The organism is Arthrobacter antibioticus (assembly GCF_030063205.1).
GTDB lineage: Bacteria > Actinomycetota > Actinomycetes > Actinomycetales > Micrococcaceae > Specibacter.
Genome location: NZ_JASISQ010000007.1, coordinates 119,728 through 142,699, shown reverse-complemented (window position 1 = coordinate 142,699; position 22,972 = coordinate 119,728). Strand labels below are relative to the sequence as shown.

At 55.3% G+C, this 22,972-nt stretch carries 19 protein-coding genes and 2 pseudogenes; 11 read left to right on the top strand and 10 right to left on the bottom strand.

Annotated features, from left to right (window positions below; all coding sequences use genetic code 11):
- Nucleotides 1-60 precede the first annotated feature (60 nt).
- A complete protein-coding gene (locus QMG40_RS14390; protein WP_283531789.1) occupies nt 61-1,263 on the bottom strand; it encodes a UvrD-helicase domain-containing protein in 1,203 nt (400 codons plus the stop codon).
- Complete coding sequence (locus QMG40_RS14385; protein WP_283531788.1) at nt 1,247-2,884, bottom strand: ATP-dependent nuclease; 1,638 nt, start codon at nt 2,882-2,884, stop codon at nt 1,247-1,249. The genes QMG40_RS14390 and QMG40_RS14385 overlap by 17 nt, the downstream gene beginning before the upstream one ends.
- Before the next feature lie 488 nt (nt 2,885-3,372).
- Between QMG40_RS14385 and QMG40_RS14380 the strand changes: the two genes are divergently transcribed.
- Nucleotides 3,373-4,308 (top strand): DUF4365 domain-containing protein, encoded by a 936-nt coding sequence (locus QMG40_RS14380; RefSeq protein ID WP_283531787.1) that lies wholly within the window; start codon nt 3,373-3,375, stop codon nt 4,306-4,308.
- Nucleotides 4,309-4,551: 243 nt separating this feature from the next.
- Here the strand turns inward: QMG40_RS14380 and QMG40_RS17425 are convergent, their stop codons facing one another.
- Nucleotides 4,552-4,695, bottom strand: a complete 144-nt coding sequence (locus tag QMG40_RS17425) for a recombinase family protein (protein ID WP_459253019.1) — start codon at nt 4,693-4,695, stop codon at nt 4,552-4,554.
- A 220-nt stretch (nt 4,696-4,915) separates the two neighbouring features.
- Between QMG40_RS17425 and QMG40_RS14370 the strand changes: the two genes are divergently transcribed.
- Nucleotides 4,916-5,677, top strand: a complete 762-nt coding sequence (locus QMG40_RS14370; protein ID WP_283531786.1) for a hypothetical protein — start codon at nt 4,916-4,918, stop codon at nt 5,675-5,677.
- Nucleotides 5,678-5,721: 44 nt separating this feature from the next.
- Here QMG40_RS14370 and QMG40_RS14365 read toward each other — a convergent pair whose 3' ends face one another.
- Nucleotides 5,722-6,270 (bottom strand): GIY-YIG nuclease family protein, encoded by a 549-nt coding sequence (locus QMG40_RS14365; protein WP_283531785.1) that lies wholly within the window; start codon nt 6,268-6,270, stop codon nt 5,722-5,724.
- Here QMG40_RS14365 and QMG40_RS14360 point away from each other — a divergent pair.
- Both QMG40_RS14360 and QMG40_RS14355 read left to right on the top strand, forming a co-directional pair.
- Nucleotides 6,269-6,454, top strand: coding sequence for a hypothetical protein (locus QMG40_RS14360; protein WP_283531784.1), 186 nt, complete (start codon nt 6,269-6,271; stop codon nt 6,452-6,454). The two genes, QMG40_RS14365 and QMG40_RS14360, sit on opposite strands and share 2 nt — an antisense overlap.
- 172 nt (nt 6,455-6,626) lie before the next feature.
- A complete protein-coding gene (locus QMG40_RS14355; RefSeq protein ID WP_283531783.1) occupies nt 6,627-8,444 on the top strand; it encodes a hypothetical protein in 1,818 nt (605 codons plus the stop codon).
- A gap of 328 nt (nt 8,445-8,772) precedes the next feature.
- Here the strand turns inward: QMG40_RS14355 and QMG40_RS14350 are convergent, their stop codons facing one another.
- A complete protein-coding gene (locus QMG40_RS14350; protein ID WP_283531782.1) occupies nt 8,773-9,369 on the bottom strand; it encodes a GNAT family N-acetyltransferase in 597 nt (198 codons plus the stop codon).
- A gap of 346 nt (nt 9,370-9,715) precedes the next feature.
- Between QMG40_RS14350 and QMG40_RS14345 the strand changes: the two genes are divergently transcribed.
- The 3 genes from QMG40_RS14345 to QMG40_RS17420 all read left to right on the top strand — a co-directional run bounded on the left by QMG40_RS14345 (nt 9,716) and on the right by QMG40_RS17420 (nt 11,566).
- Nucleotides 9,716-10,507 carry a hypothetical protein gene (locus QMG40_RS14345; RefSeq protein ID WP_283531781.1) on the top strand — a complete coding sequence of 264 codons (792 nt, stop codon included), beginning with the start codon at nt 9,716-9,718 and terminating at the stop codon, nt 10,505-10,507.
- A 484-nt stretch (nt 10,508-10,991) separates the two neighbouring features.
- A complete protein-coding gene (locus QMG40_RS14340) occupies nt 10,992-11,189 on the top strand; it encodes a hypothetical protein (protein WP_283531780.1) in 198 nt (65 codons plus the stop codon).
- Between the two features lie 263 nt (nt 11,190-11,452).
- Complete coding sequence (locus tag QMG40_RS17420) at nt 11,453-11,566, top strand: alcohol dehydrogenase catalytic domain-containing protein (protein ID WP_459253018.1); 114 nt, start codon at nt 11,453-11,455, stop codon at nt 11,564-11,566.
- 435 nt (nt 11,567-12,001) lie between these two features.
- Here the strand turns inward: QMG40_RS17420 and QMG40_RS14335 are convergent, their stop codons facing one another.
- The 3 genes and pseudogenes from QMG40_RS14335 to QMG40_RS14325 all read right to left on the bottom strand — a co-directional run bounded on the left by QMG40_RS14335 (nt 12,002) and on the right by QMG40_RS14325 (nt 16,545).
- On the bottom strand, nt 12,002-12,709 hold the full coding sequence (locus tag QMG40_RS14335; RefSeq protein WP_283531779.1) for a hypothetical protein: 708 nt from the start codon (nt 12,707-12,709) through the stop codon (nt 12,002-12,004).
- A 421-nt stretch (nt 12,710-13,130) separates the two neighbouring features.
- A complete protein-coding gene (locus QMG40_RS14330; protein WP_283531851.1) occupies nt 13,131-14,357 on the bottom strand; it encodes an IS256 family transposase in 1,227 nt (408 codons plus the stop codon).
- A gap of 987 nt (nt 14,358-15,344) precedes the next feature.
- Nucleotides 15,345-16,545: pseudogene (locus QMG40_RS14325) on the bottom strand (IS110 family RNA-guided transposase).
- Between the two features lie 465 nt (nt 16,546-17,010).
- Between QMG40_RS14325 and QMG40_RS14320 the strand changes: the two are divergent.
- Complete coding sequence (locus tag QMG40_RS14320) at nt 17,011-18,090, top strand: IS110 family RNA-guided transposase (protein ID WP_283531778.1); 1,080 nt, start codon at nt 17,011-17,013, stop codon at nt 18,088-18,090.
- Between the two features lie 341 nt (nt 18,091-18,431).
- Here QMG40_RS14320 and QMG40_RS14315 read toward each other — a convergent pair whose 3' ends face one another.
- A complete protein-coding gene (locus tag QMG40_RS14315) occupies nt 18,432-19,334 on the bottom strand; it encodes an ROK family protein (protein WP_283531850.1) in 903 nt (300 codons plus the stop codon).
- Nucleotides 19,335-19,460: 126 nt separating this feature from the next.
- Nucleotides 19,461-19,577 (bottom strand): annotated as a pseudogene (locus QMG40_RS17415) (winged helix-turn-helix transcriptional regulator); the annotation flags it as partial.
- A gap of 195 nt (nt 19,578-19,772) precedes the next feature.
- Here QMG40_RS17415 and QMG40_RS14310 point away from each other — a divergent pair.
- From QMG40_RS14310 to QMG40_RS14300, 3 genes are read left to right on the top strand one after another with little or no spacing between them, the layout of a single operon-like run.
- On the top strand, nt 19,773-21,062 hold the full coding sequence (locus QMG40_RS14310) for an ABC transporter substrate-binding protein (RefSeq protein WP_283531777.1): 1,290 nt from the start codon (nt 19,773-19,775) through the stop codon (nt 21,060-21,062).
- 49 nt (nt 21,063-21,111) lie between these two features.
- Nucleotides 21,112-22,044: a carbohydrate ABC transporter permease gene (locus QMG40_RS14305; RefSeq protein WP_283531776.1), complete on the top strand. Its 933-nt coding sequence runs from the start codon at nt 21,112-21,114 to the stop codon at nt 22,042-22,044.
- Entirely contained in the window at nt 22,037-22,942 is a 906-nt protein-coding gene (locus tag QMG40_RS14300; protein ID WP_283531775.1) for a carbohydrate ABC transporter permease, read from the top strand. The genes QMG40_RS14305 and QMG40_RS14300 overlap by 8 nt, the downstream gene beginning before the upstream one ends.
- The last annotated feature ends 30 nt before the right edge of the window (nt 22,943-22,972 follow it).

The window sequence follows — 22,972 nt, the reverse complement described above, 5'->3', positions numbered from 1 at the left end:
GCTGTAGTAGTTTTGCCTACGTCACGGGTGAGACGTTCCGCGGTACATCCTCCAGGGTAATCATCGAGTCGAAATATCAGGTTCAGTGCGGTGGGTGCCGGTCGTCCAATCAAAATCTGCAAATGGAAGTGCTTCTTGTGGTCCAATTCGAGGCGTTACAGCCAATTTTGGCATCAACGAGTTGTGGTGACGCCAATGTGGCAACAGATGGCTGTCTTTTCCGCTGTAGACGATTGCGACACTTTGTTGGGCTCTGGTCACGGCAACGTAGAACGGTGCCGCCTGTCCGTCCTCAAGCGTTTTGCCTGTTTTCATGAAGGCCTTGATCGGTCCGGTTGGCACGATTAAGATGCGCTCCCGCGTCAAGCCCTTGGAGACCCCAAAATTCATGAAGTCGAGGTCGTATCCCTTGCCCGAGGCCCTGGATATTCGAAGGCACAATGGCTTAAACCTTGCCACGTACGCATCAACGTCCGCGGGTGCCACAATGAACATGCCATCATGATCGCTAGTCGTGGTATTCAATGAGATCGTGGCCGGAAATTCCCACTCAGGGCCAAAGATCTTGTCCGCAAAAGCCGCGACATCGGGATGGCAACGCCATGTTTCGTGGTTTTGCGTGATCTTGAGACGTCCCGCCCTTTCTCGTTGTTGGAACCAGGGGAGAATATTGGCTCGTCTGAATTGCTTGTTCTTCGGTGTTCTAGGATTTGTAGAAATTATTGCCTGGCGAATATCACCGACCATATGGATTTCAATCTTGCTGTCCAAAAGCTTGTCGATAATCTCCCAATCATGACCGCTGAGATCTTGTACTTCATCAACGTAGATGCGGTCATACATGCATTCGAGCCGATGCATGAGAGCTCCTTCACTAACGTCTTCTATTTCCGTTGCCAGTTTCGCAAGTTCACAGCCATAGGCGGCGCCTGAAGAATCAAAATATCGTGTGTAGCCTGAAGCGTATTGGGTTGGCCTACCTTCGTAGTTGAATCCCTCAACATGCTTTCCTAAAAACATGTATGGAATGAAAGGGCGCGCCCAATGTCTGAGGAGAAAGGTAAACCAGCCCAAGACCTCCACTTCAGAAGTATCCCCCATTACCGACCGCAGTCGGCTCACGATCTGTGCCTGATTGGCGGTCGTGAAAGTCAACACCAGGATTTTCGTTCCATGCGGTGCCGCTTCGCAGTTGTCGACGATTCCTTGAGTTTTTCGTGATCCTGCGACAGCGAGAGTCAAGTGATTATTGCTGTTTGACATCGAAGAATTCCGCTGCGGCTTTCATGTACTTTGGTGGATTGAGCGTGGAATCAGCCTCGGCGATGCGCATTGCTCCTTCGGTTTTTTCGCGCTCCATCCACGTGCTCAGCGTTGCGTCACGGCGAATTCCCAATATTTTTCGTACCGATTCTTCACTATTGTGGGCAACAATTTGGGGTTCTAGGGTTGCGCCCAAAGACTTATCCCCGATGAAAACTTCTCGCTTTCCCCCATCTAGGAACTCACCGATGGGGTCACGTAAGTCTCCGATTTCCTCGTTGTCATTATCTCTTGTGGCAGCGACGCGTTTGTCAAGGGCCGAGGTGAGTTCCAAGCATCTCTGTAGCGCCAATCCCCGCATACTGATCACGTCAATACCGTCCTGCATTGGCGAACGCCCTTCGTGGAGATCTCGATAAAATCGTTCAAAGACAATCTCGTCAGAGGGGCCTTCTACGAGTACGATCTTTTCGGCAAGGACCATGCGAAGCGTGTCGTATCCCGGCAGTTTTTTGAAATAAGCAGTGGTGCCAGCAGACAGCTGACCGAAATTGGCTTGCCGTCCGTCGGAGAGCAGGATCAGGGTATCCAGGCCCATCCGGTTCAACACATAGGAACTATGAGTGGTGATAAAAATTTGCTGATGCTCCTGCGACAGCTCGTTGATTCGCCCGACAAGTTTGGCAAGGCTGGTATGGGACAAATGGTTTTCTGGCTCTTCGATCATCACGACATTAGTGGCATCACCCGTTCGCTTCATCGCCAAAGCGATTTTTACGGACGCTTGTTGTCCTTGCCCTGACATGCTGAATGGGACGGTTCCGACGTGTGGCGCGATAGTTGTTTCCCACGACGTTCGTGACGTTTGGTCCATCGCGAGCCTAACCGGCGAATCATCGAGTGCCCCTCCCAGCGTAGCCATTTTGGTATTGACGTGTTCCAAGGGTCCCGCCGTCATCTCTCGTTTCATTTCCCTGAATGCTAGAGATACATGGGCTTTTTCGGTGGAGTCCAAATAGTCACTCAGAATTTGACGCATGTGGAAGTCCATGCCCGAGGTAGACCGGACTGTTCGGGAATCTATGAGGGCGCAGGTGAGCTCGCGCGGACGATGAGTCAGGATGTTCCAAGCGAAATCACGCCACTCCACTTTGTAGTACTCGACAGGCAGTAGTCTTGTTTTGGAAAAGTCTGGAGCTGTCATAAACGCTTCGAACTCCGCGGCATACTCCCGGTTGGGCAGGACATGGATCCGCACACCCGGTCTGGTCGTAGTGACACCGTCCTTCTCGGAGATCAAATTGTGTGGACCAGCTAGCTTTTGAAGCTCAGGGACGTCCTTCAGATAAAGTTCAATGAATATTTCTGGTGGCGCAGGCCGCATCCCAGCGGCACGATGGGCGAAGTACTCATTGACCAGTGACTCGTTGAACCAATGGGGACTGAGTTCTTCCTGAGCGCTCCGGCCGTTTACTCGCTGCGTCAGCGCCAGTCCAATTGCTTCGAGAAGGGTTGATTTTCCGCTTTCATTGCCACCGACAAGAACGTTCAGCCCAGGGTTGGGGTGCATCCTAAGTTCTCGGTACTTCCGATACCCTAAGATTCGGATCTCTTCGATCAAGAGTCTCTCCCATTCACATTTTGAAGTGGGGCCCTCTTCGTACGGTCCAGGTATGAAATTGAGTCCGGAAGGCCCATCTGTGAGCCCAGTAAAGCACGGATGGTCACTTTAGATGGTGAGACGACTTCTAGGACTCAATGTGCCGTCGATCCGAAAGGGGGCGGATTTGATCGCTTGGTGTCGCACCTGTGTCTGCAAGCCGACAATTCAGCGCGCCGTTCTAAGCTGATGTGAGGTGGCGAGTGTCTGTCTTCGGGGGCAAGGGGAGTGCCAGCCACCGCTCAATGGGTTGATCGCGGCACTTAACAATCACCGACTAAGGTTCGGTGTTGGCGTTGGCCGCCGCTGGGGAACCAAGTTGGGAACGTTGAATAGGGTTTGGCGAGCTCAAAAAGGGAAACTGCTTGGCCAGTGTGCCTTCAAGTTCCTCATTCTCGTAGACTCAGAGCATGGTACAGAATGTAGAAGAATCTGCGCACACTGATCGAATGGGAATCGCCGGGGTGTCATTGATTGTGCATGGAGATCTCAAGTGGATATTGCGAGAACAACCCACTTCAGATTTTGGAATCGACGTTCAAATTGAAGTGGTGGACGGTAGAGCACTGTCGGGGAAGCTCATTGCAGCCCAGATCAAATCGGGGAAAAGCTATTTCAAGGCGACATCTGGTGGTTGGTGGTTTTACCCCAAGGCGAGAAACCTGGACTACTGGCTTGCCCATGCACTACCTGTCATCGTGGTCTTCTACAATGCTGAGACCAGAAAGGCGTACTGGGAGTCTGTAGAACCCGCAAAAATACTTCCCACTAGAAAAGGTGGACGGAAGCTTCTCATCCCTGAATCGAAAGAGCTAGGCGCTGATTCGTGCGTGGAGCTTTCGAAGCTAGCCGACGGCAACCCCTACGACTTGCGAGTTCGGCAGCTTCGCCTTGCTCTGCCCTGGATGAGGCTCCTCGACAGCGGCCGACGCGTCCTTCTCGAAGCCGAAGAGTGGATCAATAAGACTTCTGGGCGCGGCTCGCTCACTCTAGTCTCGGTAGATGACGCCAATGAGGATCGCCAGCTTCTGGGTGAATGGGGGTTGTTAGCTGGACTTGAGTCCTACGACTCTGTCTTGCCGAAGCTCGCCCCATGGGCCGACGTGGGGTTGCATGAGGAGACTTACGATGAGGCTGATCATGACGAGTGGGAGGCCGAATGCGTGTTTTACGATGAAGACTGTAGGGTTGAGCGCCAGTCATACTCCGAGTGGCATTCAAAGTTCGACGAAACGCCACTGCGGCCATATTCAAATGTTGCTGGGGAGGTTGATTTCTGGCGGCTGGAGATGGAGCTAAATGACCTCGGCCGCGGCTTTCTCCTGCTTGATGAGTTTGCCAGCGGCGACGGTTTGATCATCGTGCCGGGTGAAGGAGGGGAGTAACCGCCGAGAAACTCTCTGCAGTAGCAGAACCGCCAGCGCGAGACCGTCGCCCACGGGCGGCTACTACTGACAGGCCTTCCCGGTAGGCCGCCTACTTCCCAGCTAGAACCTTCTCCCCGTCTGCCCGAAGCTCACCTGTCGGAGACATGCCGGTACAAAGTTTGACGGCTTACACCAAGCTCAGCACAAAGTTCGCCCACGACCGTCCCAGGCTTTCCCATCGAAGCAGCTGCCAACCGAACTTTAGCCGCGGTCATCCCGCGAACCCGATGCCCGATCCTCATAGGTGTGCTCGGGGGAGCATCCGGCGGCTAAAAGCGCGTCCCTCTGCAAATCAGTTGACTGGCTGCCCTCTGACTTTGATACTCGTGCGTAGCCTACAAGCATCTGATTTTCTCCTTGATTTTGTGCGGCCCGAAAACGGTCTTTTGTGGGGCAGATACTTCTCCTGGGCTGGATTTGGGGAATTGGCGCTCCAAAACCCGTCACTCTGTCGCTGCAACTCATACCCCTCATCTTCGCGAATAGGGACACTGTGTGCGGACGAGGCCGTTTGTTGTCAGCCTTGGTGTCCTAGGAAAGAATTACCGCGATGAGAAGATGAGGCATGCAGCAGAACAAAAGCGATGACATCTGGGATCGGATGTTCGAGGACCTGTCCAACTTTGCCCGCGAGCTGCCAAGCCCGCCCCGGCGCTGCGTCGCGGACGCCGATCGGACCCAGAGCAATATCGTGGAAACGGTCGCTGTGGCTTGGGGTTGGATGCAGAGGGTTGTTCGCACGTCGGAGGCAGTGCACATACTCGGCCGTAGCGGGTATACCCATGAAGCAGCGCCGCTCAGGCGATCAATCATGGAGCACGCGACTAGATTGAACTGGGCGGTGGGTATCGGTGGTGACCGCCTGATGGAACTGCTTCTAAAGGTGCGGGCGGCGTCTGATGCGAGATACCAAATAGCTGCCAAAGACGGGTTCAGTCTCGACGATGATCAATTGGCCTGGCTCAGTTTTCGCGAACAAGAACAAAGTGATCGGTACGCGGAGGATTCGCAACTGGCGCACATCGGTCACGTCTTCAACTCGGACCCTTCCCTTTATGGCGCCACCCGCCAAGGCTGGCTTTGGGAAACTGCCAGGAGCCATCCGACACTGGACACCGCAGAGATCTACTACTCGATATCGGACGCAGGGAAAGTCGTGTTGCGTGACAGCCCGAAGAACGTGAACGCTGTCCGAGACATCAAACAAATCTGCGCTTATTTGTTGATCGCGATCGAGGCCTACGTGGAGCTGGTTGGGCTAGGCGAAACTCACGCAGAGAGAGTCCAAGACCTCGGAATCCGGCTGAAGGAAACGGCTGCCAAATGAAAAGCCCCAACTCACAGACCTAGTCTCGACCCTGTCGCCAGCGACTAGCTGCTGGCCGCGCGTAGGAGCAACCGACCACGATGAACCTTAAGAGGCCTTGCATAAGGCCCTTTTGTCGCATGGTCATAGTTGAGCGGCGGGGTGAGCTTCTTGATGATGTCCTTCTCGACGTCGGCTGGCGTCGGATGGAGAACCCACGTCACCTGTAAGTTGCCCACCATCCAATCTGTGACGCGATGCTCGGTTTCTGGGGCAAGGTCGAACTTGGCCCGTTGGCGCTGGTCGACAACAAAACCTGGCAAAATATCGAGGTCGTCGACAAGCAATGCCGCAAGAGAACGACGAATAGTAGACCAGTGGCTAGTGCGCTTTAGGTGCATTTCACCGCCACGCAATGCGAGAGTCTTTTTTGCAATGCCGACATACAGCGGCTTGGCCACGTTCACTTCGGGAAAGCCTTCTGGCCAGAACGGTGAGAGAGCCCCTTGCAGATCCCACCATGCATAAACACCTGGCATCCCGACGTTGAAGAGCTCGAGAGGGGACGTCGGAGTTGCAGTCAAAAGTGCAAGTTGTACTTCGTTCCATTCCATGGAACCGATACTATTGGCCCCTGCCCAGCCTGCTTTCACCGACACCTACAGGCACTGTATCGGTTGCGATGTGGTGAGCGGATTGGTGGGGAGGGCGGACGCCCAGCGTCAGAGCCGACAGATGGAAACGTTGGACGCGCTGCAGATCGGTTTGGAGAACGAATCGTTGGCTGGTGCTTCGTGACGAGCCATGCCAGCAAAGGAAAGGGCTGGCTTTTGAGTCACGGGGTTCTCTGCGCATAAACACTTCGAAGGATAATTCCCGAATTACCTATCAGAGACCTACGAGTGAGGGCAGATTACTTTCATGGGTCACACAACGAAGCTGCGGACACCCATGGACGACAATGGTTCTTATGAATGTTGAGTTGCAAGCCGTCTATAAAATAGGCCAAATGGTCTCGAAGTGCCCACATTTGGAACCGGTCATTGACTCAAACGACAAGACACTACTAACTGACGGACACATCGATGTTCATTCATCACAACCGCATAGCAAGGCGAACTATCAGGGTCGTGTAAGCGTCCAAGTCAAAGGAAGAAGCCTGACAGGAGCCAAGAAGCCCCCGCGCACAATTCGGATTACGAAGACGGATCTCGCTGGCTACCTCAAGAATCATGGCGTCCTCTATTTTGTCGTGTTCCTTGACCCTAAAACCGGAGGGCGAATGCCAACCTACGCACTGCTAAACCCATTCAAGATTCAGTACCTGATCAAGAAAATGGGCGGTCAGAAATCGATCGGCGTAGACCTAAGGCCGTTTCCCTCGGACCCTTCAAAAATCGAAGGGATAGTCAAATTGGCGTTGCAGTCGGCCGACGAAAAACCCTCCATGCGGATTGATCTAAATCAACTGAAGGACTTGACTCGCATTACCCTGTTTACCGATGGGAGCTTGAATTTGGACGCTCCGGTAAAACTGACGCGCGATGACTACGATTTCACCCTGGTCTTCGAAACCTCTGGAGGCATGACTCTGTCCGTTGATGAGGAACTGGTCATCACTCCGTCTGAATATGTTGGGGAGGTGACGGAGCTTGCTGTTGCCAGTGGAGACTTTGTATTTCGCAACCCAACAAGACGACGAGTAGACAAGCACACTGTCGAGCTTGAACTCAGTGAAGGTCTGAATATGCAAAGGTCTGACACAGGGGAGACTTCCACCGGCTCTGTATCACTGACGATGCGCAAGACTCTGAGGGAGCGATTCAACGACATTGGCTTCTACCTCACGTGTATAAGCAAGCAAGTTTTCAGTATTGACGGCCTCAAAATTAAGGTTGATGTTGCCTCAGTCAACGACCAAAATGACCTACGTGAACACTTTCAGTACCTGAAGACGCTGATGTCCTTGTGCGCCCACTTGGGAGTTGACTCAAGTCTTGTCGAGCTAGAGCCGTTGGAGGGAAAGAGGGGATTGCAACTCCTTGGCTTGCATGACGTCATGGTTGGGGGCGAAGAGATCAGTGACGCACATCATGAACCAGGCCGAATCTTGCAACCTATGGGCCCATGGAGCCTTCAATTGCTTGTCACGGAAGACAAGGCCGAAGGCAAGTGGCTGTGTCTTGACCTTTTCCATCCAGAACTCGGGCAGCAGTTCGTCCTGAGTGGAGAAGACGATGCGGGCGTGCCCCAATTTAGCAGGGTGACTCCTTACGAGGTGGTGGAACGCGAAAGACTGCCATTCACACTAAATTTGCACCTGGATAACTTGGTCAGCGCGTACAACAACATCTTTGAGTATCCCGATGTTGCGGCCCGTGCCAACACGACCGTGCTCAATCTAGTTCGTGCCGCTGATGTCGTTGCAATCCGAAAGTCTGAGTTCTTGGACGCGGCCGTCGGCCTCAACGACTGGTTGATAACGAAGGAGGGTAATCTGCCGATTCACCAGATCAACCATTGGCAGATTGCTGCTCGGAACGGTCAACTGACGCACGAGGATAGACCCGCGATCCGCTCGTTGAAAGGCCAAGCGAGCCGGCGCGAAATTGGCCAACCACACTTTGTGGAGACGGCCTGTGCCATTCTGCTTGGCGACGAGGAAGAGGTCGCATATTGTCTAGAGCGCCTGGATGAAGCGCAACGCCTCGAGTTTCAGGACTGGCCCATTTGGGATTTGCACAACACGGCCTACGCCGCCACGGACGGGCAACGAGCGGGCCAATGATCCGGTATGTGGTCTGGCCGTGGCATCTTCAAACCGGTTTTCTGCGTGCTGACAATTTGAAAGCAACAAATGCAAACCAGCAGGCTCTGGACTGCCGTCATTGTGAGTCGGCGCCCTAACAAGATGCTAGCCAGGACATTTTCTCAAACGCCATCACTCACGCCGCTACGTCGAGCTTTAAGGGCTCCTATCCCGCCGCCGACCGGCAATCGCAACAGCTCTTACCACAACACACGCAGGCAGCCTTCCCATAGGGCCTCAGGACGGGTGGGTCGGTGAGCTGGTTGGGAGACTTTGTGCGTTGACTTGAAGGGTTGGGGTGCTGGTGTTATGACTCGACGGGAGGCCGCTGGATGAACCAGAGACGGTAGCCGAGTCCTCGCGTGATACCTAGGTCGCGATCTGGGTATAGGCCGAGCCTGATGCGCTTGATGCTGGCACCAATCGCCTCAGCGAAATTCTCGTTCAGCGCTCGTGCTGCGATGTTTGAGTCCTGTGTGGCGAGGGCGATGTTTCGCAGGGGATCCTGCTTCGCTGCGGCGGTGAGCAATGCCAGACCGATACCCCGGCCCTGCGCAGCTGGAACCACTCCAACTTGCTGGATGAACAATGGGTCGGATTGATCAGGTCCCGTGGCTGAGACACAGAAGCCGATGTGAACTCCACGGATCTCTGCGAGTAAGACGCGACGCTCGGCAATCTGTGCGACGTTGTTCCGTACAGATTGGACGGTGATCGGTTCACATTGGAACTGTAAATCCTTCAGCCGGCGGCCGTCTGGGGGCGTCAGTTGCGCTTTGCGGATGAACACCTCAGCAGATGGAAGGGATGCCAGCTGCTCGAGCCATGCGTCGTAGCGGGGGTCTCTGTCGAACAAGGCGGGCTCGTGTGCATCGCATTCTGCATCGCTCACTGGTATGGCCATGTCCAAACACTACTTCGAGCGTTCGACAATGAACAATGATGGGGCTGGGCCGGTCTTACCGGCACTCATTCACCGTCACCTACCTGCCCTGTGTCGGTTGCGATGTGGTGGACGGATTGGTGGGGAGGGCGGAGGGTTCTCTGGAACCCAGCAGCAACATTCACGTTGTCTGTTGCACGGGGGTTAGCCTGATTGAACCCGGATCCGAGCGGGGGTTTGCAGGCTAACGAGCGACCGGGCGACGAGCAACCAACATCACCTCCTACCCGGCCAAGACATCATGGCCAAGATCGGGGATGGAGGGTATCCACAAGTGCCACAGACAGTGTCACTAGGCATCGGTATCATGGGCAACAACCCCACCATCATGAAAGAGCTGATATTGATGACGTCGCCCGATGACGAATTTGATGACGACAAACACCACGCAGACGAAGTCGTCGGCCCCAATGTCGATGACGGTATTGGCTTGGACGATTCCAAATCCAGAAACGTCGTTCATATTGACGACATCAAGGCAGAAGCCGAACGCAAAGACCAGCAGCGCATAGCGGATGGGAAAATGAGTCTGCTCCGATACCAAGAGATCCTTGATGCAAAGAAAGCCGGAAAAGAAATAGAACTATCCGAAGTAGAGCAAACGCAATATGAGGAAGCTGGTCGACACATACAGGAAACTTTTCAGAATGCTGGCAAGGCGTTCAGCAAGCAGTTCGAGCAGATCAACAATAAAATCGGCGAGACCATACTGCGGAACACAAAAACACAAAAGTCCTTTGCAGCGAGTTCCAAGCCAAACCCCAGCCAGGACAAAACCAAGAGGGCATCGAATCCCGTAGTAGGCGCACCCTCGATGATGCCGATCTACCGCCCAGCCGTCATACCTACTCCTGACTATGCCGCAATTTCTGACAGTATCAACCAAGCGAACCATGATCGGGCCAATCGTGAAGAAGCTGACAGGAAGGTCGCTGCCGATCACCTCGAAGTAACCCAAAAAATGGCCACGGCACTCATCGATCAAGCAGCCGCCACTGAGGAGATGGCCAGGCATCAGAGAAAAATGAACTGGTGGATTCTGGGCGCCACATTGGCCGGAGTTTCCGCCGCTATCCTATTCGGGCTGTTTGGTGGCTGAGTGCGGAAAACGTCGCCATACAGGCAGTGGACGGCAGCAGGGCTTGTGGCACCAATAAGCGTGACAGGAAACCGTGCGGCGCCGCCCCGCTAAAAGTCGAGGAATGGACAGAGATAGTTTGTATTATGACCACGGCGAAGGCAGCCCCGGCCATTGCCATCCGAGCCTATACACCTGCCTAGGTTGTGGAGATGCTGCAGGAGCCGGTCCGTACCATCGTGATCCACTGCCGCACCCAAGCGCTGAAGGGCGCGTACAAGACGGGTGGCCGGACGAGTCCTTGGCGTATTCCCATGTCTGCGATTGACTACTACCAAGCCCGCCAACCCCGCGGCTAACCGCCGCACCACGCGACAGCTCAGAGGATGCGATCTCCAAACGCACCCTCTGGGCTTTTCTGTGCCTAGGCAGCCCAATGCGTGCTGTGATGTAGTACGCGCCCATTGCCCCGCGCATTGGCGCGGGCAGCCGCACACAGAAGGGCATGAGCAAGCACGAGAGTAACGCAGCCCAAGCCGCTGTAACAACAGTCCTGTCCATCGTCGCCATCTGCATCGTCTACGGTTCACCGCTGTGGCAGTACATAGACCCCGTGGCCATCATGGGCACCATCATCAACGCTTCATCCAATAGCGCGTGGTCAGGGCCTCTGACCGAATCGTTAGCGCGATCCCGGCAGTAACGGGCAGGTCGCGTTTGAAACGCGAGTTAATAGTGTCGGTAGTACCGGAGGTATGGACTCCATGCGCTTGGTACTGCCCACCGTTTACCCACCGAAAACCGTTCAATTTGGTGCACATTGGTTTGATGACTCCTGTCAATTTCCCTCATGCTGCCCCCGTATTCTAGGCTTTGCTGCAAGTAGGCGAAAAGCGGTGAAATGCGGCAATTGCTAATCCTAAGTTCTGAGGTCATCAGACCCGCGATAAAATATCACGACCAGCTTTGAGGTCGAATGAAGTTCGCGTTAATCTGGTCGCAACAGGGATTTGCTATACCGACGTACTGGCCCGTGATGGCCTCTACGCCACACCGCTTCCTGCTGTTCTGGGGCATTAAGGGTCAGCTCCGTACCGCAGGTCTTCATCCCTCGGCTGATCCAGCTCTGGCGAGAGGGACGATTTCCCTTCGAGAAGCTGATTAGCGACTACAAACTTGAGGACATTAACCAGGGGCTCGAAGACTCCAATAGTGGCAAGATGATCAGCCGGTCATAGTATTGTGACGCAGTCTGGATGGTGGGCTGCAGCGTAGCCCACCATCAAGACTGCGCAGCAATTCCCACCCACTTCGCCGCGTGTCATTTGAGAAACGGCACTACTGGCCTGTTCCCATCGCTTGGTCGGCGAAGAATGGGACCAGGATGTCACGTGAGCGGCTGGCCAGTCAGTTCCAAGTTGCAATTTACATACTTTTGGTCATGAGGTCATCGAAGCCCGAGGATCAGATGGTGGAGCTGATCGCGAGGGATCGTTTCTCAGAGGCAAGTTCTCGTCATGTTCGTGAAGTTTCGCCGCCGGTTGATGGAGGTCCTTCAATGCGCCAAACAACCGTCTTCCACTTGGAGTCTTTTACGTTGGTGTGGTGTGCCAACTTGGTATGGATCTCAACGGGCACGCGAGGTAATGATTCTCGAATCAGATCCGGAACTGTCCACCCGCTAGGTCGAAAATGGCGCGAGGTGGCCACTCCATTCTTTTTCCCTGGAGACTGCAGTGCACGCATTTGGCGCGAATAGTTAGCTTGCCACACACTGGGCATGCTCTCCAGTACGGCGTCTACTTCTGCAGTGGGGCCAGCTAGCACGAACAAGCACTCAGAGTCAGGGCAGTGTTCCTTCACCAAGGCCAACCGATAGAGGTCCAGAAGGACTCTGTCCCATGTGCAATAACTCGAGCCACCCCATTTCGCTTCGATACATGTGCGGGCCACGTTTGTGTCGCGATGTTCAATGTAGAAATCGACCTCGCGGCGCCGCCCTGAGCGTTTTGGTTCATCCAGGCCGGTAGCATTGTTAATCGCAGGGTGAGGATATCCACCATGTAATTTGAAAAGCCCAGGATCGATAATTGCGGAGATTATCTCGTTGATTACGCCATGAAGATGATATTCACCGAAGGAGTGCCCTCGGTCGCAGGCGAAGTCGTACTCCAGTCGCGCGGTGATCCCGTCACGCAGTCGTTTCCCCATGTCTTTTCGCATCCGGCAAGTATAGACCAAGACTCCATGACTGAATCAATTTCCACTTCGATTGTCGGCATTCTTTCCGCGAGCTTGGAACTTGGACACCAAGTAAGTGGCGCCCGGGTGGCGGGTGATTCGACCGTTTCTGGTGAGACCAATACCTGCGGGCTAGACAAGCAGTCAGCACCGAACGTTATCTAGGAGCAGAGACTCCCTTGCCGGACGCTGTGTGACAGCGCTAAGGTTCCTACCACGTAAGCAGCACTTTCAGGCCATTTCAGCTGCATCTTTGGTCTGTCGCAACGACCATACTTTCAACAGCTGGCTTCGGGGACCGGCCACGTAACCCAAGTTCCTTTGCAACGTCTTGAAGCAGCAGTGGGTTGCGTCCCGTGGAGTGGTGGAGTTTTCCTCAACACCGTGCGGGTCAGTGCTTTGACTATGCTGCAGTGAGTTCTGGGAACAAAATTCCTTCTTCTACTGGGGTGGGTGTTGTGGTGTTCATGGTCTTGAGTTCGGTCATGGAGGCTTCGGAGAGGTAGCGGCGGTCCCCGGCTTCCCATTCATCGTGTTGCTCGACGAGGACGGCGCCGGCGAGCCGGAGCAGGGCTGCGGGGTTGGGGAAGACCCCGACGACATCGGTGCGCCGTTTGATTTCCTTGTTGACCCGTTCCATGGGGTTGGCAGACCATATCTGGCGCCAGTGTCGGGTCGGGAAGCCGGTGAACGCGAGCACGTCTTCTCGGGCGTCGCCGAGCATTGCGGCGACTTTGGGGTGGGATTTTTGCAGCATTCTGGTGACTTCATCGAACTGTGTGTTCACGTGTTCGGCGTCGGGTCGGGCGAAGGTGGTGCGGATGATTGAGCCGACCATGTCCGGAGATTCCTTGGGCACGATCGAGAGCACGTTTCGCATGAAATGCACCCGGCACCGCTGCCAGGAAGCACCCTGGAAGACCGTGGCAATGGCCTTCTTCAAGCCTATGCGGGCATCGGAGATCGTCAGCTTCACCCCGTCGAGTCCACGGGTTTTCATGGAACGCAGGAACGCGGTCCAGAACCCTTCGTTCTTGCTGTCGCCAACATCGAAGCCAAGGACTTCCCGGCGCCCGTCCTCCGCCACCCCGATAGCGACCACGACGGCTTGGGAGACAACCCGGTGCCCGACCCTGGCCTTGCAGTAAGTCGCATCGAGGAACACGTACGGGTAGTCCATGGTGGAGAGGTCACGGTCACGGAAAGCACCGACTTCATGGTCCAGGTCCTCGCAGATCCGGGAGACCTCGGACTTGGAAATCCCGGTGTCAGCCCCGAGTGCCTTGACCAGATCGTCGACCTTGCGGGTGGAAACCCCGTGCAGATAGGCCTCCATCACCACGGCGTAGAGGGCCTGGTCAACACGACGGCGCCGTTCGAGCAACGCAGGGAAGAACGATCCGTTCCGCAGCTTGGGAATCTTCAGGTTCAAATCCCCAGCCGTGGTCGTCAACGTCTTGGTTCGGGAGCCGTTGCGCTGGGTAGTGCGCGCCTCGGAGCGTTCGAAGGTGCCGGCGCCGATGAACACGGTGGCCTCAGCCTCGATGAGTTGTTGATACAAGGTTTCGGTCGCGGTACGGATCCGGTCGGAGACATCGGTGAGTTTGAGTTGTCCCAGAAGATCGAGCAGGGCAGACTAGTCTAGAGCCATCGTGTGTTTGTGTCCTTATGTGAGTAACTTTGATCGGTTCTCACTGACCATCGCACGATGGCTCTTCACGTCGGAAATCCGATACTCAGACGCCGGGAACAACACCACTCCACGGGACGTAACCCCTAAGTTCTAAAGCCGGCAGACCCGAGAGGAAATATCGGCACCAACTATGGGGAACGGTGGCTGACTGGCTAGCCAGTAGTGGACCAAAGGCCGGTGTGGAAGTTCCGACCGACGCGCCACAAACCCTCCAGAATGAACGATAACTAGAGACTACTTAGTACCTTCTATTGTTCCGATTGTCAGCCTAGAACAAAGGACTAAATAGGGTGTTGACAAGCACTAATAACCCTGATTCTCTAAAGCGGGGTTGATAAGCGTTGAAAACTATTGATAAGTCTCAGGTGTCGAACATGCCTCTGACCAGCGGCGATAGTTTTTCACGTGGACTGCATAGTTTGATTTCAGCCGTCTATCCCATGAAGCAATATCGGTTCGAATTCCAAGGTTCCCCGACGACTGGATTGCCGCTTTCCCGCACCAACGTTTATGGCCCAGCGCCGGTGGCGCGCAAGGGGTTGTCGCGGTTTGAGTGACTTCTTGACCTTGGGATTGGTGGCCCTTGAAGGTTGTTGACTATGCACGCGGCTTGAAGAATAGGGTGCATCCAACTTCATTTTTGGACGGGGCGTGGAGGGCGGGCTCCCGCCACGTCATACCAAACTCATGCTTTGAACGCCCATTGACCACTATTTAGTATCTTGCATCGTTGCAATAACGCCATGCAGGAACAGGCCAAAACGGGATGTTGGCAACCCCGACGGACCCTGATATGCAAGGGGGGTGTCCCTATGTTCTTCGTCAAGGGGACTAGCCGTTTTTCTTCAAAGATATTGTTGAACTATTTTTGGGCAGGGAGTAGTGGCTGCAGGGGCGTGTCTGGCAGCTGCTTTCTTTGAGTGGTTATGTAGTTTTGGTGGTCGGGGCGTCGTAGAGGGCACCGTCGCGGAGCATCGCGAAGAGCACGTCGCAGCGGCGCCGGGCGAGGGCGATTAGGGCTTGGTTGTGTCGTTTGCCCTCGGCTCGTTTCCTGTCATAGTAGGCCCGGGAGAGTGGGTCTTTCAGTGCCGCGAACGCGGAGAGGAAGAACGCCCGCTTCAGGGACTTGTTGCCCTTCTTTGACGGGTGGTATCCACGGATCGAGGTGCCCGATCGCCACGTTACCGGGGCCAGTCCGGCGTAGGAGGCGAGGTGGCCGGCAGTCTTGAATTCCTTGCCAACAACCTCGGTGAGGATGCGCGCTTCCGTCCTGACACCGACCGCCGGCATTGAGGACTGGACGCTGGTGTTGAGGGTGGGCCTCCACGAGCGCTTCAACTTGGGTCAGGAGCTCATCGCGGGCGGTGCGCAGTTGTTTGAGCATTGCGGCGAGTTGGGGCAGAACAATGCCTGCGGCACCGGTTCCGGCGACGACGACGGTCTGCTCGCCCAGAGCGGCAAACACATCGGCAGCCCACCCCTTCCCTGCCCGTGGCGCGTACTTCGATAGCAGTGTTGCCACGCGGATTTGCCCTGCCTTGCGAAGCTTGTCCGGGTATGGGTATCTGATCAGTAACTCGGCCATGGCAGGGTGATTCAGGTGCGTGCCGATGACACGTTCTAGGGCTGGGTGAACTTGAGTGAGTAGACCCCGGGTCCGGTTCGAGGTCGCGGTGGCCTGCTTAGCCAGATCGTCATCAAAACCGCACAGCATGGAGAGTTCAGCGGCTTGTTCATCGGCGAGGACGACCGAACGCAGCGTGTGCGGCAGGGACCGTGCAGCCTCGGCAATGATCGCAGCGTCTCTAGCATCCGTTTTGGCTTCTCCCGGGTGTAAATCGGCAATGCGGCGCATCGCCAGACCGGGCAGATAGCCGACCATGATGCCCTCGGCCTGGGCCACAGCAACCGGCAGCGCACCAATGGTCGAGGGCTGATCCACGACCAGCAACACAGTGCCCTTGCCAGCCACAGCCTGGATGATGGCACGGAGTTTAGCCTCGTCTTGGGGTAGGGCCCGGTCGAGAGCTTTCTTGCCGTTGCGGTCGATAGCGACCGCATGATGATTGCTCTTGCCAACGTCAACACCAATAAAAATATCGACGTCCTCGTGTCCTTTGATCACCGCAAACCTCTCAGAAATAGTCCTGTGAAACTAGCGTTGGCATGTCCTACGGCGGCAAGGCTCGGCATCCACGTTACGGCTGACCTACACGCTCATTCCTTGTGCTGGTCCGGTCCCCATTAGCGATCCCCTGGCGCCTATCGAATCCCGGTGACAACACCCCCCCTGTAAGTATTTGAAGTGGCTGGTCTGTGACTAGCTGGCAGGGTAGGTACTGGTTGTTCTTTCATGACGGTGACTCAACACCCCCTCGGCCTTTGGTAGGCCTTGGATCCGAATTGTCCCGCCATCGTAAGGATGACCTGTACCTACCTTGTCCGCTTCGAAGGCTTGATAAGAAGATTGCCCAGAGCTCGTCTTTGTGGCCCATTACAGGAATGCCTCGTGAGCGACCCCACGGTAGGCTGCCGGCTGCTCAATGGCCGGCAGGTACCCGAACTGTCGATGAGAAAGGAATGAGTATCAATGCCCACTGTTGCGCATCTATATCCATTCATTATTGGTGTAGACACCCACGCCCGAACCCATACCTATGCCGTGACTGCCGCTAATGGCGAGCAACTTGGCATTGAGGCTTTCCCTAATACAGCCCCAGGTCGAAAGCGGGCGATTCTCTGGGCAGCACGCCGAACCGAAGGTGATGCGGACACTCTCTGGGTCATTGAAGGCGTTGGCAGCTACGGTGCTTTGCTAGCTGGCACGGTTTCAAGAGCCGGCTACCGTGTCGTGGAAGCTCCTCGGAGCTACGCGCCTGTCCGGCGTGGTGCGGGGAAGTCCGACCCGTTGGATGCTGCCGCTATTGCCGCGGCGGCGCTGCCACTTGAAGAGTCGAATCTACGCAATCCACGACAGGACGATGGAATCCGTGCCGCTCTGCGTGTGTTGGTGGTCGCTAGAGAACAAATGACCCTTGAGCGGACCGCCAAAGTCAACGCACTCACAGCCCTGTTGAGGACCGTGGATTTGGGGATTGATGCCAGGCGGCCTCTGACTGATGCGCAGATCGCGGCGTCAGCTCTTTGGCGTCAACGCGATGAGGAATTGGCTCTTGCCACGGCACGTTCTGAAGCTATCAGACTTGCAAAACGCATTACCGCACTCGATGGTGAGCTCAAGGAGAATCAAGGGCGCACCACGGAGCTGATCGAGGCTAGCCCAGCGGCACCGCTACTTGAGGTAACTGGTGTCGGGCCAGTGACAGCTGCCGTGGTTTACACCGCGTGGTCTCATCTGGGCCGGGTGCGTTCCGAAGCAGCATTTGCCGCTCTTACCGGAGTCTGCCCCATCCCAGCCTCCTCGGGCAATACAGTCCGGCATCGGCTGAACAGAGGAGGCGACAGACGCCTCAATAGTGCCTTGCACATGGCCACGATTGTGAGAACGATACATGATCCAAAAACCCGCGAGTACGCCGAACGACGGAAAGCTGAGGGCAAAACACCCAAAGAAATACGGCGCATCCTCAAACGCTATCTATCCCGACGTCTCTATCGTCTGCTGAATGCTCTCCACGCCCCGGACAACAGGACCACGATCGCGGCTTGACAGATATAGAAGATTCGGATCATCAATGACTGGGGGCAAGAACCATACCGGGACCGACAGGCCAACAACCCCAATTCTTACTCTTTAAGGGGCTACTAAAAAGGTAACGGGGGCGTCGAGGGAAACCGCGGTGGCGTCGGCAGGTAGGGCATCGTTGGAAATATTTTAGATTTGTTGGCTTCCTGCCGCTCCGGAACCAACGCAGAAGCCATTGACGGCAGCCCCCGTGATGGCGGCCGCCACATTGTTTGGCGTACCAGGTCCTTTGGCGCTGAGCTCTGGCTCTTGCCAACACCCTAACCGCTGTAATAGGACTCGTCTACTGCTATCTCCGACGCCTCCTATTGCGCCTCGATTTCTGGTGGGGTGGGCGCTGGGCGCGTCTGCAAGGGGACATTGAGGCTGATGGCGTTGTGTAGCGCCAGACCTGCTGCACCTACTGCGCCTTCGGCGTCTGTCCACGCCTTGATAGTGATATCCAAGGGGTGAAGAAAACTCAACACTGACTCCTTTAATCCACGCTGGAATCCGCCAGTTAATGCATCCCACAGTTCTGTGGTTTCTCCAGTCACCATGATGGTTCCGATGCCCAGAAGGTTCACTACGCCGCCCACAGACCGGCCCAGCCGGTGGCCGATATCGGCCATGAAGGCGTGGAGATCCTCGGTGTCTGTGGCCAGACCAGCTTTGAGTGAGGAGATGGTTCTTTCTCCATCGCCGAGGGGAGAGTTGCGCAGCAGTTCAGCCAGACCCGCATAAACCTGCAGGCAGCCACGGTTCCCACAAACGCACAATGGGCCTTGTGGATCCACAGACATGTGGCCGAATTCCGTGGAAGTGCCGCCCGAGCCGCCAAAAACCTTTCGGTGATTGACTATCCCTAGGCCTACACCATAGCCAAGCCCCAACAAAAGGAAGTCGTCCTTGTCATGGCCCAACCCGAAGCTAACCTCACGGGTGGCCAGCGCAAAAAGGTCGTTGGAGACAAAGACGGGAATGTTGACTTGCTGTTGCAGCTCCCCACCTAGATTGAAGTCCTGCCAGTTCAGCGTAGCGGAGATGCGAATAGTGGACAGTGCCTGGTCCACCGCACCTGACACGGAAATTCCGATGGCAACCACACGCTGGGGATGTTCCAACGCGGCGCGCTGTTCGCCCACCACTGCGTAGAGCTGAGCTACCACTGCGTCGGAAGGGTCAAATTCCACGGTCGTGGCGTTCGCAATGGTCCCGTCGATGAGCATGGTCACGACCAGTAGGCTAGTGGGCCGCACGCTGATGCCGATCACAAACGCTGCATCGGGTACTAACTCCACCGGAACGCGTGGACGCCCAGCTCCTGCCCGTGTATCTGCGGGCAATTCTCGGACATAACCATCAGTCACGAGCTTGCGGATTTGGGCTGTGACAGTTGCCGGTCCAAGTCCCAGGTGTTTGGCTATTTCACTGCGGCTAAGCTGGCCTGTCTGACCTAGTAGGCCCAATATTTCGGCGCGGCTGACGGCATCACGGGTGGCTGTGATGTGGGGACGAATGTGTGCAGTTGAGATTTCTCCCCCTCATGGAATAGCTATTGACTACCACCTAGATTAGTGATTAGTATAACATCACGCCATTAATTCGGCGCCGAATTAATTATACGCACAAGACCATCGAGCCTACGGTTCTGACAAAGGAATGACATGAAATTAGCAACGAAGCTAACAGCAATCGCACTCGGTGGCGCACTCGCACTTGGTGCCAGCGCCTGTGGCTCCTCCACTCCGTCCGATAGTGGCAACGCTGGCGGAGACGTCACGCTCGACTGGACCTTCTGGTCCCAGGGCGACGAAGGAAACCAGACTTGGAAAAATTTGGCTGCGCAGGTCACACAGGAGTATCCGAACATCAAGGTAAACCTCACCACTGCACCCTTCTCTGACTACTTCACAAAAATGCAGTCGCAGCTGGCATCAGGTACGGCTCCTTGCATTGTCAGTATGCAAAGCTTGAGGCTGCCAGCCTTCGCTAAAGCCATGACCCCCATCGATGGCGATCTGGCAAAAGCTGCTGGCTTCACTGAAAGTGAGTGGCAATCCGGGGCGTTAAAGGCATTGCAGAACGACGGCAAGCAGTTTGCCCTGCCGTACGGTCTCTCCACCATGGTCATGTACTACAACAAGGATGTCTTCAAGGCTGCCGGTGTGGATGAGCCCAAAGATGGTTGGACCACCGACGAGTTTGTCGCTACGGCCGAGAAGATCACCAAGGCAACCAACAAGCCCGCGTTTGGCCAGACATTCTCCGATCTGCACATGTCTGCGCAGCTATTGGCGTACAACGGTGCAAAGCCTGTCTCCGCCGATGGTCAGTTGCAGATGAACGACCCAGCTTTCGAATCAGCCTTCTCCTGGTACACATCGTTAGCTACCGAGAAGAAGATCAGCAGCATCCCGGCAAGTTCCTCCGATGTGCCGTGGGGGGAGCAGCAGTTCGTGGCAGGCAACGTGGCCATGGCGGTTGATGGATCATGGAATATGAAGAGCAATGTCACTGATGCTGCAGGTTTCAAGGTGGGTGTGGTTTCCCTGCCGCAGGGTAAAGATGGTGGCGGCACGTTCTCGGCCAACTCCGGTTTCGGTATCTCCTCCACGTGCAAGAACAAGACAGAGGCAGCCAAGGCCATTGGTGTGTTGACCAATGCCCAGTCGCAGCAAGCTTCAGCCAAGGCAGGTAACCTTCCGGCACGCACGGCCGCCGTTCCCGCTTTCATTGAAGGTTTGAAAGCTGACGTTGACCCGCAGAACCCGGGCTACTCCGATCAGGTTGCCGCGGTTACCAAGACATCGTCAGACATGGCTGTGCCGTTCATCAGCACCAACAACTGGGACAAAGTCACCAAGCTGATGGCCCAGCAGTTCCAGCTCGCCTTTGGCGGCAAGAGTACCCCGGAAGAGGCGTTGAAAAACGTGCAGCAAAGTGGAGCGAAGTAACCCTTGCAAACATTTCCGCTCATCCTGACAGCCGCAGAAAGGTGCCACCGTGACGGCAGTAACTACTAAAAGCGTGCCACCAAGGGTGACCAATCCTGTTGTACTGAAGAAGCGGAAGAATCCTGATTCCCGTTCGGCGCTGGGGTTTCTCACCCCCAGCGCCGTGGGGATGACCGTTTTCATCCTCTTCCCCACCATTTTGGCAATCACCACCAGCTTCTTCCACTGGCCCACCTTCGGGGAAGTCACTTTTGCCGGACTAGATAACTACCGCAATCTTTTTGCCCCGGGCAACCAGTTCACAGCAGCTCTGGTGAACACCTTCATTTTCACCATTGTGGTGGTTCCGCTTAACCTTGTTCTGACACTCGCTACAGCGTTCTGGGTTTCCAGCAGCCGTTTCAGCCGCCTCTACAGAGTCCTCTTTTTTCTGCCGGTAGTTACACCCACAGTGGCAACTGCCGTGATTTGGAAACTGATCTACCAGCCCAACGGACTGGTTGACTCAACGCTTCAATCCTGGTTTGGCATCCACATGCCCAACCTTTTGGGTGACAGTAGTACCGCCTTGTTAGCTGTGGTGATTGTTATTGTGTGGCAGGGTTTTGGCTACAATATGCTCATTTTCTCGGCGGCGATTGATCAGCTTCCCCAAGACATCATCGATGCTTCAATGTTGGACGGTGCGCACGGTTTCACACAGTTGCTGCGCATCAAGATTCCGCTATTGACCCCGGCAATTTTCTTCGCCTCCACGGTAACCATGATTTCAGCGTTCCAGATCTTCTCAGAACCGTTCGTCATGACAGCTGGTGGGCCAGGAACGTCCACGGTGACCGTGGTGATGAACGTTTACCAAACAGCATTCCAAGATGGCGAACTAGGTGCCGCTGCAGCGCCTGCCATCATCCTCTTTGTCTTAATCCTTGTTGTCACAATGCTGCAGTGGCTGGGACAGAAGAAATGGGTTCACTATGACTAATAACCAGGTCCAGATCAGATCGTCGCGCCGCGTTGAAACACCGGCAAAGGACGGCTCAAGGAAATCCCGAGCGCGATTCCGCCCTATGAAGTTCGGCAGTGAGATCCTGCTAGCCGTCGCGGCGCTGCTATTTCTCTTCCCCATCATTTTCACCTTCTTCTCAGCGTTCAAGCCCAACGGCGAAATCTTTTCTCAGCCGCCCTCGCTTATTGGCTCGGAGTTCCGCTGGCAGAACTTTGTTGAGGTATTCAACTACACCCCTTTCTTCCGGTTCATCATCAACGGACTGATCGTCTCAGTGGCGGGCACTTTGATTGTGGTGGCTGTTTCCTCCTTGGCAGCGTATAGCTTCGGCATTCTGCGGTGGCGTGGGCGAGACAAGTTCATGTTGCTTTACCTGGCCACGATGATGATTCCCCAGGAAGTCCTAGTAATCCCCATGTTCTTGCTGATGCAAAAGCTTGGCTGGATCAACACCTGGCAGGCACTGATCCTGCCGTGGGCCTTCGGAGCGTTCGGTGTTTTCTTGCTGCGACAGTTCTTTGTGGGTATTCCCTACGAGTTGGTGGAAGCCTCCCGCATGGACGGTTGCAGCCAATGGCGCACCTTTACCCGGATCATCCTGCCCCTGGCCAAGCCGTCGTTGGCTGTGCTGGGTGTGTGGACATTTATCACCTTCTGGAACAGCTTCCTATGGCCCCTGATCGTGGTCAACGACGTCAATGAACTGGGTAACGTTTCACTGGGTCTTCAAACGTTTTTCGGTGAGCACGGAAGTTCCTGGAACCTGGTGATGGCTGCATCAGTGATCGCCATTTTGCCCACACTGATCATCGTGATTGCCCTGCAGAAACACCTGGTCAAGGGAATCGCGACTGTCGGCCTGGCCGGACGCTGATCTCCACTTTTTTACTCACACAAAAGGTAT

Bases quoted from the DNA above. Each gene is read 5' to 3' on its own strand.
- QMG40_RS14335 (WP_283531779.1), bottom strand. From the start codon at position 12,709: ATGCGAAAAGACATGGGGAAACGACTGCGTGACGGGATCACCGCGCGA.
- QMG40_RS14390 (WP_283531789.1), bottom strand. From the start codon at position 1,263: ATGTCAAACAGCAATAATCACTTGACTCTCGCTGTCGCAGGATCACGA.
- QMG40_RS14345 (WP_283531781.1), top strand. From the start codon at position 9,716: ATGGGCAACAACCCCACCATCATGAAAGAGCTGATATTGATGACGTCG.
- QMG40_RS14380 (WP_283531787.1), top strand. From the start codon at position 3,373: ATGGGAATCGCCGGGGTGTCATTGATTGTGCATGGAGATCTCAAGTGG.
- QMG40_RS14340 (WP_283531780.1), top strand. From the start codon at position 10,992: ATGAGCAAGCACGAGAGTAACGCAGCCCAAGCCGCTGTAACAACAGTC.
- QMG40_RS14370 (WP_283531786.1), top strand. From the start codon at position 4,916: ATGCAGCAGAACAAAAGCGATGACATCTGGGATCGGATGTTCGAGGAC.
- QMG40_RS14355 (WP_283531783.1), top strand. From the start codon at position 6,627: ATGAATGTTGAGTTGCAAGCCGTCTATAAAATAGGCCAAATGGTCTCG.
- QMG40_RS14315 (WP_283531850.1), bottom strand. From the start codon at position 19,334: ATGCTCATCGACGGGACCATTGCGAACGCCACGACCGTGGAATTTGAC.
- QMG40_RS14365 (WP_283531785.1), bottom strand. From the start codon at position 6,270: ATGGAATGGAACGAAGTACAACTTGCACTTTTGACTGCAACTCCGACG.
- QMG40_RS14350 (WP_283531782.1), bottom strand. From the start codon at position 9,369: ATGGCCATACCAGTGAGCGATGCAGAATGCGATGCACACGAGCCCGCC.
- QMG40_RS14310 (WP_283531777.1), top strand. From the start codon at position 19,773: ATGAAATTAGCAACGAAGCTAACAGCAATCGCACTCGGTGGCGCACTC.
- QMG40_RS14300 (WP_283531775.1), top strand. From the start codon at position 22,037: ATGACTAATAACCAGGTCCAGATCAGATCGTCGCGCCGCGTTGAAACA.
- QMG40_RS14360 (WP_283531784.1), top strand. From the start codon at position 6,269: ATGGAACCGATACTATTGGCCCCTGCCCAGCCTGCTTTCACCGACACC.
- QMG40_RS17425 (WP_459253019.1), bottom strand. From the start codon at position 4,695: ATGCTTGTAGGCTACGCACGAGTATCAAAGTCAGAGGGCAGCCAGTCA.
- QMG40_RS14320 (WP_283531778.1), top strand. From the start codon at position 17,011: ATGCCCACTGTTGCGCATCTATATCCATTCATTATTGGTGTAGACACC.